This is a genomic window from Paraburkholderia sp. BR10923 (assembly GCF_040948765.1).
Classification (GTDB): domain Bacteria; phylum Pseudomonadota; class Gammaproteobacteria; order Burkholderiales; family Burkholderiaceae; genus Paraburkholderia; species Paraburkholderia youngii.
On record NZ_JBFPKO010000007.1, the window covers coordinates 335,756 to 348,510 of the forward strand.

A 12,755-nucleotide genomic window follows, 5' to 3' on the forward strand; every position below is an offset into this window, starting at 1 on the left:
GCGTGACAGTCACGTTTTTGATTCAGGCGTATGTTGGTGCTGAGAGTAAATGGTCGAAGAGCCGGAAGGACGATGGGCATCCGCTTGAACGATTCGCCCGCACTAGATCGGATGCGGATTACCGGGGTACTACCAGCCACCTGAGGCTGCCGCTCAACCGTGTAGTCGAGATAGCGGCGAGGCTCGACCTCGATTGAACAACGCGCGGCGGCAATGGGCAGCCGCGCGTGCTTTCATCAGTGCCTGCATGCCGCCTCCCGGGTCGGTCGGGCACTGACGACACCTACTGGCAACGTGCCATCTTCAGTACGCGAGACACCTGGCCCGGTGTGAATCCGCTGCTGCGCACATATGGCGCGCAGTCGAGGGGTGCGGTCAGGGATTCACTTACTGTGAACAGACCGACGAAGCGGAACGAGTCCACTTCGATCTTGATGAATACCGGAATCGCATTCCGCTGAGCCGCGAGCGTCCGGCCAGCAGCACGCGCCGAAGCGCTGCCGTCGCAGATGATGACGTGCGGCGCCTGTGGATTCAGATCCGTCCGCAGGCAGGCGGCCACGATCCCTCCATTCTTCGCAGGAAGGAAAGCCTGCTTGCTGCCCCCACAAACCGAGTGAATCGCTTCGCGGGTATATTCCTTGTTGAGTTCAAACATGGCAGACTCCTTTTTTCATTTTCCAGTACAGAACACATTACTTACTAACCAGGAATTAAACGCAGTAGCTGATATCTGCTTGCTGCCCGGAGTGCCCCATTCCGGACGAGGGCACTACGTTCATAACGTGCCGGACGCGGCGAGCCATTCGCTGACGTCTTCAGGAGCGGTCAATGCACCAAGCACGCGCAATACATCCCTGCCCTCGCTCGTAATCGAAAACTCCTGCCAGCCCGGTTCGCGCTCAATTCGTTGCGCGAGTCCCGCATCGTGAAGCGCAGTCATGTCAAGATCCTCCACTTCCACGTCGACCTTGACCGGCGCATGGCCGAGCAGCATCAATGCCGCCATCTCGTGCGCGCTCAGACGCGGCGAACCTGACTCCAGATTCTCTGCATCTGAATTTTTCATAAGTATTCCTTTTTAAATGAAGCTACGCCAGCCCGTTTGCGGCAATCCCATGCGCTGCGATGACTACGCCTGAAGCAGGATGTAAGTCGGACACGCGGCCAGCTTGCGCGGCCTTGTGCCCGAAACTCGCGCAGAGTTCGAAGTGGCCGCACTTCGCCCACGGACAGTCGCAATACCACTACCCACGTGGCGCGATGTGGTGCATGGAAAGTAATGAGAATGCACACCGCTTGCCTGATTGCAAGACGGTGGCTCAAAGAAAGAGACGCAGACGTCCTGCCTGTCAGGCAGCGAAACGACTCGGGGGACGGGAACTTCGGATGGCGCTCATATGAACGGCTTTATCTTTTTGATACTCGAATATTCTATTACGCCGTGGCGGACTGGCAAGTAAAAAGATCGTAAAGGCTCGAAACTATTCTGTTGCGGCAAATCCGCCCTTCCATTCCACATGCAGCACGACGAGCCAGCGGCGCGGGCATTCCGGCCGGATCACGACCGCGCTGCCGCGAGCTATCGCGACGGGGCTGACGACGCCAGATTCGACCGCGTCCTCCCACGCATACTTCGCTTCCGTCCGAATCCAGACAATGAGGATGGAGCATAACGCGACGCTGAACAGCGTCGTGAGGCCAAACGCGACGTCGGGGTAATTGCGATGCGCAAGAAATGCAAACGCCGTAGTGAGGATCTGGTTGGCGAGCACAACCAGGACCGCGATCTTGACAAGTGCACGCCTGTGCGGCAAGTCTCGACCTCGGGGCACCATTCCGGCACGCGTGCTCGGTGGGTCGAGCTTCTCATGTCTTGCTCTCATTCCAGCATATCTCTTTGAAAGCAACTACTGGGGGCAATGGTACGTGGAGATTCCTGCTCATCGCGAGCGATAGCGGACGCGCGACATTCGGAAACACGGCCAGCCGGGCAGGCTCGGCCGGGTAAGGACGGCACTTTCGTATTCACAGCCAGGAAATCGGACGGAATCAACCAGACTGAAGCCCTGGCTGCGGTAGAAATCCAGCAGGCCCTGTGCGTTCATCGGCGCTTCCAGGGCCAATTGCATATATCCGTGCGCGGCGGCCCAGCGGTTCGCAAACGAAAGCAGCGCGCGACCGATGCCCCGCCGCTGCCTCGACGGTTCGACACCATACCGATGTACCGTGGCGACATCTGGCCGCCGAAAGTGCCGACAGGTCGAAACCGGGTCCGCACCGCGCAGGGTTAGCGTTCCCGCGAGGCGACCCTTGCATACGGCGACAAAGCACGCTTCGTCCACGGTGTCCCGATGCACCGTACGCTCCCTTCGCTGGCAATGGACCGGGAGGTTGCTCGCCACATCAATCGACGCGGCTGCCCGGCGCAGCAGTTTCGTGATCTGCGAATTCAGGTCGACTTCGGGATCAAACGGCCTGATGATTACCCGGCCAGTATCCAGTGAATCCTGCGTGAAGATGGCGTCAATTGGTATCGTAACAGGCGTACACCGCATGGCGCTTCTGCCTCACCAGGAAAGGATAATTAGCGGCGCGAGCGATGCGATGTAGGCGACAAGGCCAACAACGGCCCAGCCCGACGCGACCGCGACACAGGCAACCAGCGCACCGGCGATACCGATCGCGCGCATGAATTGCAGACGCGCGCACCGGCGATCAAGTCCCGTTCCAGAATCGTCCAGATTTCGACGACCGGTTCGACGTGTAAAGCGCACCAAAGTAGACATACGGTAGTCCTGTTGGAGCATTGCGACTTCCCTGCATTAGAGCTTACGACACTCAATCTAAAAATCGCGTAAAAGGGATTCGGCGCTTCATAAACATTCTGTTTCTGCCGAACGCCGTTCCACCTGGTTCACCGCGTCGACCCATAATGCGCGGCCCACACCGAGGTCTTGCGTAGCACGGTGCGGATATCTGCTTCTGAAGCTGATCAATGTCCTGCTGAATCCCGTCGATGTCCCTCAACTTGTCCTGCAGGCCGGAGATCATGATTGCCGGCAGGGTGTCCTCGAGTTCAGCCATGCGTGCGTGGATCGCATTGAGTCCGGCGATGGAACGACCTTTCGCTGCGTCAACCGAACCCGGACTTTTGACTCTCTAATCAGTGTTGGAGCCAAAAATAGATCCAACACTGCCCCAAGACATACATGAGAAGCGTGTTGCTCTCTGCATGCGCACCGGTTATAGCGCGCTTCGATATCTGAGCACAGCCTCCTCGCGACACGGCTGTACACCTGATTGCGATTGTTTGGCGCGTCGCCGATTGGCAGGCGGCCTGCCCTTAGGCGCTAGTCGCACGGTCACACCTTCAACGGCTACCAAGCGGGCCATGGACCCAACGATTTTTACGCAAACTTGATGTCGCTACCGTTAACATCAGGGCTCGCTACTGAAATCGGCGGCCGATATGACACACCCACTGGCGAGCCTGCGCGATCTGTTCGCATCTGGCAGGACTCCCCTTCCCCTACCTCCGCGTCCGGCGGCGAGCCGCGATGTGATGATGCACGTCACGCTCGACGCGCAACACGCCACCCCGCTGCGTCAGGCGCTGATCCGCGATTGCGCCGGCCAGCCATGGACGATCCGCCTTGCGGCGTTGCCCGGAGCGCAACGCGTGCGGCTGTCGCTCTATCTTCCCAGGCACGCTCTAAGCGGAGCGATTGACCGAGTAGCCCATCTCGCTCCGACCGCCGAACTGGTGCAACTTTTCGAGGTTCCTGACACCCCAACCGACGCCTGGCGGGACTTGATGAACCCGGCATCCGTCCCGTATCCTGGCGCGACCGTTCAACCGGATGAAACGGCGATGGCAGAGGACGGCATTGCGCAACTCCTGTCTCCGGATCACGTGCTGCTGGACCTCGATGTTGCTGAGCGTCGCTCGCTCTTCGTAGAGCTGGGCCGCGTTTGCGAACAACGCTTCGGCGTGCCTGCGGAGACCGTGAGCGCGGCCCTCGAAGCGCGCGAAGCGTTGGGCTCGACCGCGCTCGGTCAAGGACTCGCCGTTCCGCACGGTCAGATCAAGGTGCTGCGTCGCGCCGTGGCTTTGTATGTGCGTCCAGCAGTACCGATTCCCTTCGATGCACCCGATGGATACCCTGTCTCCGATGCGGTCATGCTTCTGGTCCCGCAATGTGCCTACGCGACGCATCTGCATCTGCTGGCCGACGTCGCGCAACGCTTCTGCGACCATCACTTTCGCGAGCGGCTTCATGCGTGCACCGATGCACAGGCCGTGTGCCAGTTGTACGCGAGCTACGTCGCATCATAGGCCGTGCCCCCTACTACGGCGTGTCCGCAACCGCGTCTTCTTCCTTCGGTACGAACATCATCCTTGTCTTGGGGTTGCAGTCCATCAACCCGCCGTATCGTCCGCAGGCGAGTAAGCCCCTGGCTGGGAGCGACTGCACATGGCTGGAGTGGACATTCACCGTTCCGCGGTGGATTGCCCAAAGCGGCGGTCAGTGCGCATGCGCTGAACGCGATAGCGGCGGTTCGTCGCCGCTTCCCGGCGAGAACTACTGGTGAGTTGCCGTGAGCAGGCATCTCGGTGCTGACAACGAAAGATAATCGTGTAGGCGGACCCATCTCTCCTGAGTGGCCGGTTACCTCAACGAGATTGGCAATATGATCAGCGGGATACCCTCCAGATGCAGGCGGCGCTGAAGGCCGAGTGCGGTCTGGTTGTGCAACCATTCGCCGAAACGCCGGCTTGCCGGCAGGATCAGTCGATTGGCAAAGCAGACACATCCCGGAAAACTCGCCACCGTGGCCAGAATCAGCCGCTCCAGCTCCACGATAGTATCTGTACCATTGCCAACCGTGCGTGTGACACCAAGGCCGGCTTTCGAGCAATAGGCCTCCAGCTGATGCAGTGACGCGTCAAGGCACTCCTGCCTGCGCCAGATGGCCTCCGGCGTGCCGAGTGCGTCCGCCTGCACCTTCACCACACCGACGAGCACGACGGCCCGAAACTGCTCCGGAAACAGCCGCTGAATCCACAAGAACGTGTGAACCGCTGGTCCCCAGTGTTCGGTAACAAGCAGCACCGCGACCTGGTGACCCGATATCGACTCTCGCGTGCAGGCGGAAACGAACTCGTGCGCGGGTAAGGCAAAGCTCGCATCCATTTCGCGCCGCCTGTCCTCGACCCAATCGTATTGCCGCCGTACTACCATGCAGCCCGCGATCACCAGCAACGTCACGCACAGGGTCGCCCAGCCGCCCGCGGAAAACTTTTGTGTAAGGGTCACGAGAAGTATCGTTGCCGCGATCGCAAACCCGGCGCCGGCCACAGCCACCCGCAGGGGCCACGCGCGAACCTGCGCGCGGCGGGTCCACCAATAGCGGCATAGGCTGGCCTTCGCTAGCGCGAGACTGAGGAACACGTTGATGCTATAGAGAACCACCAATAGTCCAAGCTCGCCGCGGGTCGCGACGAGTATCGTGAGTGCGCAGCCGCCGACAAACAGCACGGCGTTCTTCCTCACAAGTCCGCTCGACAGATGGCTGAATCCGTGGGGCAGCCACGAGTCCGTCGCCATGGTGCTCAAAAGGGAGGGCGCAAAGATCAGGATCGAATTCGCGGCCACAAAGAGGATCGCGCCTTCCAACGCTAGTACGATCAGAAGGATCGACCCTCTCGCGAACGGGCCGACTGGAAGCCTGCCGATGATCGCTCCGAAGGCGACGGCATTGAGTGTCTGCCCGTGGACCGGCCGCACGCCGGTCAGCGTGTAAAGAAGAAGGATGCCGCCGGCGATGAATCCCAGGGTCAGCGCGACAGTCATCAGAGTTGTCTTCCCTCTTCTGTAGCGCGGCCAGGCCAGCAGGTTGACGTTGTTCGCGATCGCCTCGATGCCGGTAAAGGAGCTCCCGCCAAGCGAATAGGCGCGCAGCAGGAATGCTGCGACCAGGGGCCAGCCGATCGCCTGCGACAGTCGATAGGCGCCGGTCGCCGTGTGTGCCGCCGCGGCCGACACGCTGTGCGTCGAGGAGGCGATGCCGTAAACGATCAGGATTGCGTGACTCAGCAGAAACCCAATGATGATCGGCAGGAGAAACCGGATAGCCGCGCTCACGCCGCGAATATTCAGTGTGATCAGCAGCAGAATCAGACCGGCCTCTACCGCGAGCTTGTGCGCCTGCGCGCCAGATGGAAAAAGGCTGAACAAGGCGTCGGTGCCGCTTGCCAGCGATACGGCAATGGTCAGCATGTAGTCGACCAGCAGCGCGGCGCCTGCGATCATTCCCATTCTCGGTCCAAGCAGCTGTGAGACGATTTTGTAGTTTCCTCCACCAGAGGGAAATAGCTCGATGATCTGCGTGTAGGCCAGCGCGAGAACAGCGAGGGTCGCGACGGCCGCCAGTGCGAGAATCGGCCCGAGTTCGGGGTGGTCGCCGAGCGCCAGGAAGGCCTTCTCGGGTCCGTAGCATGCCGACGACAGGCCGTTCGCTCCGAGCCCTGCCGAGGCGAGCACAGTGGTCAGCAGGAGCCCGCGGCGCGCGGCGGGATCGGCGGCATCACGCGGCCCACCCGTCAGCCACCGCGAGAATCGCTTCATGTTAAGCACGATTTGCCATCCGCCATTTCGCCGCTGGCGAGCCCTGGCAGCTTGCCGCAGGCGTCCACCCATCGCCATGTGACCAGCACAAAGCCCTCCGGGCACAGTGATACCGACTGCAACCCCGGTCCGTCCCTCACCCGACATTCATGGGCAACAGCACCATCTGCCTACCTTGCAAATGCAGGCGCGTCTGTATCTCAACGGGCGTCTGGTTGTGCAACCATGCAGTCAGGAAATTGACGCGCTTGAAGATCAGTTTGCTGGCGAAACATACACTGTTAGGAAACTCGTCTACCGTGGATTCGGCGAGTTTCATGAACTCGACGACTGGATGCGTTCCGAACGCGATCCGATACTCGGCTGCCATCCCATGCTTGCGGCAATACGCGACGTAGTATTCGAGTGCGGCCGACATGGTTTGCTGCAGACGCTCCAGGTGCTCGGCGCCTTCATAGCTTTGTGCGTCGACTTCGCCGACGGCGAGAAAGATCACGTTTTTGAAATGCCCGGGGAAGAGCCGGTTCACCCACAGCAGCGCATGCATGCTCGCCCCGCGATGCCTGCCGACCAGCAGAATCGCCGTCGGCTGCGACGGGTCAGGCTTGCCGGGGGCTGTGGCCTCGCTGACGTCGGGAGGCGCGCCGGCAAAGAGCGCATCCTCCTTCGCAAGCTGGGTACGCGTATCGTCGTAGTGATGTTTGATGAGAAAGCACAGCGCGATCACGGCGCTCGTCACCAGCACCGTCAGCCAGCCGCCCTCGGTGAACTTCTCGACCAGCGTGATGACCAGCACGGTACTGGTAACCGATAAGCCGAGCGCTGACAATGCGAATTGCCGTACCCAGGGCTCGCCGTCACGGCGGTGACGCCACCAGTACGTGCACATGCCAAGCAGCGACAGGCTGAACGTCAGGAACACGTTGATGCTGTACAGAACCACGAGAACCGACACGTCTCCACGCGTCCACATCAGGATCGCAAGGCTCGCGATACCCATCACCATGATGCCGTTCTGCCTGACCAGCCGCGTCGACAGATCACGGAAATGACGTGGCACCCATGAATCGGAGGCCATGTTCGACAGCACGGCAGGGCCATCGAGAAAGCCGGTTTGCGCGCCGACCAGCAGCAGTCCGGCCTCGAAGGCAAGCACGGCTGCAAGCAACGCATGCCGCGCGAGTGCCGAACCAAGGCCGAGGCGGTCGATCACGCTGCCGAACACTACCGCGTTGAGTGTCTGGCCTTCCACCGGCTGCGCGTGCCACAGCATGTAGAGCAGGATGATGCCCCCGGCCGTGAAGGCGAGCGACGTCGACATGTAGAACATCGTGATCTTGCCGTTGGGCACGCGCGGCTCGGCCAGCATGTTGACGTTGTTCGACACCGCTTCGAGCCCGGTATAGGTCCCACCGCCCAGCGAGAACGCGCGCATCAGCAGCGCTATCATCACGAGCGGTCCCAGCGCATGCGAAATGCCGCGCGCCTCCCCCACCGCGCCGGGAACGACCGAGGCCAGATGATCGCCGTGTACGGCGACGCCATAAACGATCAGGACAAGGTGCAGCACCACGAAGCCGAGAAAGATCGGCAGTAGCACGAGGATCGATTCCCTCATGCCGCGGAAATTCAGACCTGTCATCAGCACGATCAGTATCAGCTCGGTGGCAAGTTTGACGCTCTGCGCGCCAACGGGCAGCAAGCTGAAAAACGCATCGACGCCGCTCGCCAGCGAGGTGGCGATCGTCAGTACATAGTCGACTAGTAGTGCCGCGCCCGACACGAGCCCAGGGCGTGGACCCAGCAGCGCGGTAGCGACCCGGTATCCGCCACCGCCAGTCGGAAACAGTTCGATGACCTGGTTGTAGCCGATTGCGATGATGAATACCGTGGCAGCGGTGGCGACAGCGAGAAAAAAAGCGAGCTGCGTGTGCGGGCCAAGCGCGAGAAAGGCTTCTTCAGGACCGTAGCAGGATGACGAAAGGCCATCCGCACCGAGGCCTACCCAGGCCAACAGGGGTGTAACAGCGATCGCATGGCGGGTGCGCGGATCCAGCGGGTCGAGTGGCTTACCGAAGATCAACTGCCACATCCTGTTGAAAGTGGCCATGGCGTCTCCCGGCAGATCAATCCGCAGCGATGTCGTCGCGAGTGGCGGCGCCGACGCGCTGCCGTATCGGCGAAGCACGTGTTCGAGGGCCGTCGAATCCCCTCACGGTCAATGTAGTGCAGTTCCGATGCGTATGCCAGCCGGCGGTGGCCCTGTGTGTGGAAGCCGACGATTTGAAAGGAAGTTCACCGTTGGTACTGGTCCGCGGGCCGTCGGAGCCGCGAACCGGAAGCGCCGTTACTCTCACTGGCACAGCGGCAAGCCGGGTAAGCGTCAGCGAGGCGACCTTGAGCAAAAAAGAAGCGCAATACGGATCCTTGAGAGCGTCGCGCGCCAAATCGGATTGCGGTGGCGGCAACCGCTCTGCGGTTGCCCGCATTGCCTGCGCGCGCGGCCGTCTCGACCTGTATGACCAACACGCTGCGCGGCCAGCCGTGCCCGAGCGCTTTGGCGGCCTACCTGTCCCGACGCGCGATATCTTTGACCTTGTCGAGCAAGGTGCAAAGGTGGAACCACGGCAATTGTGCAGCGGGCTGCTGCACAAATTCCGGATTCGGCCATGCCTGGGCAAGCGCGCGCCTCTAGTCCAGGTCGCTAAACGCAGCTCTTTACGTGGGCCTAAGCGCACTCCTCGAAGCGTCACCGACCATCGATCGGATCGAGGCCGAACTGCGTCCTCATCTGCCGGACCGTACTGCGCAAACATCGTCGGGCAACGCCCACTCCGCTTTCACCGGCAGGAGGCAGCGCCGGAGACTGAAAGGCCGCAGCAGCCCGTCGTGCAATGCGGAGATACCGGGCTACGCACGAGTCACGGCCACGTAGAGCAGCCGAAGCTGTAGTTCAAGGATTTGCCCGAGCGTGAAGGCGTTCTCAAGCGCTGGTATTCAATTGAAGCCGATGCTGTCGAAAGCGCGCTGAGGCAATGGTGTGCCGAAACGGGCTTGAGCTCGCATTTGGGCAGGATCTGCTGCCGGTCGTGCGCATCATCAATGAGCTCGGTACGGGCTATCCGCGGGCGCTGGCGCAGCGCTCGGCGGCGCAAGACACTATGTGATCTCAACCGTGCCCTGTGCCAAGGGGCTCGAATGGAAGCGAGTCAAGGTGGCGCACGAATTCCGCCAGGGCGGTGCCGACGGCCGCCCGATGCCGGACGAAGATGACCTTCTAACACCCTCCAGCTTTTAAGATATTTATCCGATTTTTACGTGCACTACTGATTTTTTTTGAAAACTTCAACGATATCGTCTTTACAGTGCTTGCATCCGGGCTCCTCCCTGATCATATGCACGAACAAAAACCTGGTCTTGCCAAAGCACGCCGGAAATACGCACTATTGCGCCTTGCCTTGATGACGGCGGCCCTCGCACTATGCAGCCTCTTGCATTACGCACATGCGCAAAATTCAGGCGTCTCTGCTGCGAGCGAGGCCCGTCCCTTTTCGAGGCCCGACGACATCGTCGCAGCGCTGCGCGCGCAGTTTCGCGTGTCGGCTGCTGATTCTTTGAAGATTGCACAAGCTGTCCTGACCGAAGCGAACCGCTATTCGATGTCCCCTATTCTGCTGTTGTCGGTGATGGCTGTCGAATCCGGCTTCGACCCGCATGCGGTGAGCGCGGTCGGTGCACGTGGGCTGATGCAAATACTGCCCGCCGCCCATCCACAGGCGTTCGCTAGCGTCAAGGAACTCGACGATCCCGCCGTCAATGTCCGCATCGGCTCGTCGATATTGCGCGATTACCTCGACGCTTCCGGAGGCGACGTTACCGCCGCGCTGTGGCGGTACAGCGGCGGCGAAAAGGGCTATACGCACCGCGTTCTCGTGCATATGCACCGTTTTACGCTATTGCTTGGCACGCAAAATGGGTAACGACCGATCTGATCAAAACTGCTCCAACTCGACCACCCACGGTCGGCGGAGCAGTACAAAGCCCCTCTTCGTTTCCTCGAGGCGGAAGACTACTTCTGGAAACGGGACCGTTAGGAGTGTGGACGAATCTTGATCACAGTTGACGGTGCATCGAACTGCCCTGCTTCCGGTCCGTCACGTTCCGCAGCATCTTGCGCCTCGAAATCCGCAAAGAGTTGACATACAGCGTGCGGGTCCGCGCAGGCGCGGAGTCGCTCCCGGAACCGTTGATCGCAAAAGCGTTCCGCCACTTCAGCGAGTAAGTGCAGATGCGTCATGTTCGCCCATTCCGGCACGAACAGCACAACCAGGTCGGTTACAGGCTCGCCGTCCGGCGCATCGAACGGAATCGGCATAACGGGACGTACATACAGCACCAGAGCGCCCCGCAGTCCTTTGATCTGACCATGAGGCACGGCCACGCCCTGGCCGAGCGCCGTCGAGCCCAAAGCTTCGCGGGCGGCAAGACCGGCCATCACGGCGGCTGCCTCCAGGCCATAGCGTTGCTCGAGTAGTTGTGCAAGACGTGCGAACAGAGATTCGCGATCAGCAACCGCGAGATTGAGCAAAACATGACTCTCGGTCAGCAGGTAAGCGATCGTATCCTCGTCCGAGACCTCGCCCTTGCGTCTTCCATGAATATCGGCATGCGGCGACTCGGGGCGTTGCATCAGCTTGCTCCACCTGTCGGTGGGTGTATCCGGTACTTCAAGCAATTGCGCAATCTCCGCGGTCGGCGCCAGATGCGTCACCCGCTGCATCGCCTCCTTCAACGCCGACCTCGGCAGGTAGAGTATGAGGCGCACCCGATCCGTTCCGTGCAGCGGCGTCATGCGGATCGTCCACGACTGGCCGGCACAGTCGCGGATCAACGCCAGACGCAACGGCATCGCATGCTGTGCGTCGAGCGTGATGCGCATGACGACATCGCGGCTCGCAGGCGGCTGGGAAGTGCGATGAGATCCAATGTGCCTCAGATCAAAGAGGGCTTTCAGATCTGCCAGAGAATGCTTCATGTTGTTCCTCGATTTGCCGTTCCCGTCTCATTTCGATTCGGCAGCTTTGGGCAGCGATTACGCAGGCGGCCCATACCGGTGGCGCAGCTCGAGATTGATCTCAAGCACGTTGACAAGAGGCTCGCCGACCAGCCCTGCAAACGGCGCGTGAGCAGTGTCGCGCAACATTGCGCCGATTTCCGCGCGTATCCCGGCAGGATCGTGCTTCGTATCCTTCGCCCACGCTGCCGCCACGCGGTCGAGCTGATACATCGCATTGGCGAGCGTGATGTCCGGATCGAGCCCTGAGCCGGAGGTGGTGACGAAATCACCCGGAACGTCCTGCAGAGCAATGTCCGGATTATCCTGCCGCCACATATCAAAGAACATCGCCTGAATGTCCGTGCCCTCCTTCACCGGTTCGATCGCGGTCACACTCTTTCCATCGCTGCCCGTGCGGGTCACGGCCGAAGGGAACAACCCGGGATGCTCGCCCGAGAACGACTCGAAGAACGGCACGGCGAGATCCGGCGCCTTCGGTTGCGGCGTGCCGGGATTCGCCGCGATCCACTGCTGCACCACCTGCGCATGTTGCTTCGCCCAGTCGTCTACGTACTTCGCGTGCGACGGATCCGCCTTGACCCACGCCTGCGCGAGGCTGTTGTGCGCGTCGGCCCATTGCGCGACGATATGCGGTTTGCCACCCGCGTGATCGCCCTGGAACCAGGCTTCGACGTCGGGCGCGACAAGTTGCCCGGCCTTGGGCCCTTGCGCATAGTGCGCAATCGGCCCCAGCATGCGCGCAACGCGGTCGCGCAGCGCGTAGTTCGCAGCACCCAACGTCGATGAACCCGAGGCGGAGGCATCGTATGAGACCGCCGATGGCCTCGACTGGAAATATTCATCCTTCGTGAATGGCTGGGCAATCAATAGCGAGCCAACCGGCTTGCCGTCCGGACCGTCCACGATGCTGCCGTTCGCCTGAAACCGGAACGCCGTTTGGCCGATGACCCAGAGGATACCGGGATAGATACCGCACACCAGCACGACCGCGAATCCCAGCAGCCAGATACTCTTCGAAACATAGCGCAGCATGGCTTTCTCCCTAC

Annotated in this window: 11 protein-coding genes; 2 read left to right on the plus strand and 9 right to left on the minus strand. The window is 60.9% G+C overall.

Annotated features, from left to right (window positions below; all coding sequences use genetic code 11):
• Positions 1–283: 283 nt before the first annotated feature.
• The 5 genes from AB3X94_RS16110 to AB3X94_RS16130 form a co-directional block, all read right to left on the minus strand.
• A complete protein-coding gene (locus AB3X94_RS16110; RefSeq protein WP_368612068.1) occupies positions 284–658 on the minus strand; it encodes a hypothetical protein in 375 nt (124 codons plus the stop codon).
• A gap of 120 nt (positions 659–778) precedes the next feature.
• Positions 779–1,069 carry a hypothetical protein gene (locus AB3X94_RS16115; RefSeq protein WP_368612069.1) on the minus strand — a complete coding sequence of 97 codons (291 nt, stop codon included), beginning with the start codon at positions 1,067–1,069 and terminating at the stop codon, positions 779–781.
• Positions 1,070–1,484: 415 nt separating this feature from the next.
• Positions 1,485–1,886: a hypothetical protein gene (locus AB3X94_RS16120; RefSeq protein WP_176109049.1), complete on the minus strand. Its 402-nt coding sequence runs from the start codon at positions 1,884–1,886 to the stop codon at positions 1,485–1,487.
• A gap of 57 nt (positions 1,887–1,943) precedes the next feature.
• Positions 1,944–2,558: a GNAT family N-acetyltransferase gene (locus AB3X94_RS16125; protein WP_176109050.1), complete on the minus strand. Its 615-nt coding sequence runs from the start codon at positions 2,556–2,558 to the stop codon at positions 1,944–1,946.
• Between the two features lie 12 nt (positions 2,559–2,570).
• On the minus strand, positions 2,571–2,810 hold the full coding sequence (locus AB3X94_RS16130; RefSeq protein WP_368612070.1) for a hypothetical protein: 240 nt from the start codon (positions 2,808–2,810) through the stop codon (positions 2,571–2,573).
• A 755-nt stretch (positions 2,811–3,565) separates the two neighbouring features.
• Between AB3X94_RS16130 and AB3X94_RS16135 the strand changes: the two genes are divergently transcribed.
• Complete coding sequence (locus AB3X94_RS16135) at positions 3,566–4,339, plus strand: PTS sugar transporter subunit IIA (protein ID WP_368612071.1); 774 nt, start codon at positions 3,566–3,568, stop codon at positions 4,337–4,339.
• 334 nt (positions 4,340–4,673) lie between these two features.
• On the opposite strand, the gene AB3X94_RS16140 is transcribed toward AB3X94_RS16135, so the two are convergent.
• Positions 4,674–6,632, minus strand: coding sequence for an APC family permease (locus AB3X94_RS16140; RefSeq protein ID WP_176109052.1), 1,959 nt, complete (start codon positions 6,630–6,632; stop codon positions 4,674–4,676).
• A 136-nt stretch (positions 6,633–6,768) separates the two neighbouring features.
• The gene (locus AB3X94_RS16145; protein WP_176109053.1) at positions 6,769–8,742 is read right to left on the minus strand and encodes an APC family permease; all 1,974 of its coding nucleotides are present in this window, start codon (positions 8,740–8,742) and stop codon (positions 6,769–6,771) included.
• 1,285 nt (positions 8,743–10,027) lie between these two features.
• On the opposite strand from AB3X94_RS16145, the gene AB3X94_RS16150 reads away from it, so the two are divergent.
• Positions 10,028–10,612: a lytic transglycosylase domain-containing protein gene (locus tag AB3X94_RS16150; protein WP_368612072.1), complete on the plus strand. Its 585-nt coding sequence runs from the start codon at positions 10,028–10,030 to the stop codon at positions 10,610–10,612.
• Positions 10,613–10,722: 110 nt separating this feature from the next.
• Here AB3X94_RS16150 and AB3X94_RS16155 read toward each other — a convergent pair whose 3' ends face one another.
• Positions 10,723–11,667, minus strand: coding sequence for a PTS sugar transporter subunit IIA (locus AB3X94_RS16155; protein ID WP_368612073.1), 945 nt, complete (start codon positions 11,665–11,667; stop codon positions 10,723–10,725).
• 57 nt (positions 11,668–11,724) lie between these two features.
• The gene (locus tag AB3X94_RS16160; protein WP_368612074.1) at positions 11,725–12,741 is read right to left on the minus strand and encodes a potassium-transporting ATPase subunit C; all 1,017 of its coding nucleotides are present in this window, start codon (positions 12,739–12,741) and stop codon (positions 11,725–11,727) included.
• Positions 12,742–12,755 lie beyond the last annotated feature (14 nt).

Excerpts from the sequence above, each read along its gene's own strand:
- AB3X94_RS16145 (WP_176109053.1), bottom strand. The coding sequence starts at position 8,742 with ATGGCCACTTTCAACAGGATGTGGCAGTTGATCTTCGGTAAGCCACTC.
- AB3X94_RS16135 (WP_368612071.1), top strand. The coding sequence starts at position 3,566 with ATGATGCACGTCACGCTCGACGCGCAACACGCCACCCCGCTGCGTCAG.
- AB3X94_RS16140 (WP_176109052.1), bottom strand. The coding sequence starts at position 6,632 with ATGAAGCGATTCTCGCGGTGGCTGACGGGTGGGCCGCGTGATGCCGCC.
- AB3X94_RS16155 (WP_368612073.1), bottom strand. The coding sequence starts at position 11,667 with ATGAAGCATTCTCTGGCAGATCTGAAAGCCCTCTTTGATCTGAGGCAC.
- AB3X94_RS16150 (WP_368612072.1), top strand. The coding sequence starts at position 10,028 with ATGCACGAACAAAAACCTGGTCTTGCCAAAGCACGCCGGAAATACGCA.
- AB3X94_RS16160 (WP_368612074.1), bottom strand. The coding sequence starts at position 12,741 with ATGCTGCGCTATGTTTCGAAGAGTATCTGGCTGCTGGGATTCGCGGTC.
- AB3X94_RS16130 (WP_368612070.1), bottom strand. The coding sequence starts at position 2,810 with ATGCTCCAACAGGACTACCGTATGTCTACTTTGGTGCGCTTTACACGT.
- AB3X94_RS16120 (WP_176109049.1), bottom strand. The coding sequence starts at position 1,886 with ATGAGAGCAAGACATGAGAAGCTCGACCCACCGAGCACGCGTGCCGGA.
- AB3X94_RS16110 (WP_368612068.1), bottom strand. The coding sequence starts at position 658 with ATGTTTGAACTCAACAAGGAATATACCCGCGAAGCGATTCACTCGGTT.
- AB3X94_RS16115 (WP_368612069.1), bottom strand. The coding sequence starts at position 1,069 with ATGAAAAATTCAGATGCAGAGAATCTGGAGTCAGGTTCGCCGCGTCTG.
- AB3X94_RS16125 (WP_176109050.1), bottom strand. The coding sequence starts at position 2,558 with ATGCGGTGTACGCCTGTTACGATACCAATTGACGCCATCTTCACGCAG.